The sequence below is a fragment of the Corynebacterium sp. HMSC074H12 genome (assembly GCF_001813755.1).
GTDB classification, from domain to species: Bacteria; Actinomycetota; Actinomycetes; order Mycobacteriales; family Mycobacteriaceae; genus Corynebacterium; species Corynebacterium hiratae.
Genome location: NZ_KV813881.1, coordinates 1 through 216 on the forward strand (window position 1 = coordinate 1; position 216 = coordinate 216).

Here is a 216-nt window from a genome sequence, read left to right on the forward strand (position 1 = left end):
GCTGTGTTGTAGTGCTCCAAGAACTGCTGGTAAGTGTCGTTGACCTTCCGATTCCTATCGGCAGTGCTGATCGCGTTTGATGCCGTCGACGCGTTATCGGGGACAACAACCTGGCAGACCCCACCAAAGTAGTCAAACGCTTGACGGTGGGCATCAAGCCAGGACTGTTGCCGCTGGTCAATACACGCACAGGCAAACAGCATTCCTGAATACGGC

Annotated in this window: 1 pseudogene; it reads right to left on the bottom strand. The window is 54.6% G+C overall.

The annotated features are described in order from the left end of the window. Positions 1-216: pseudogene (locus HMPREF2932_RS01720) on the bottom strand (DDE-type integrase/transposase/recombinase); the annotation flags it as partial.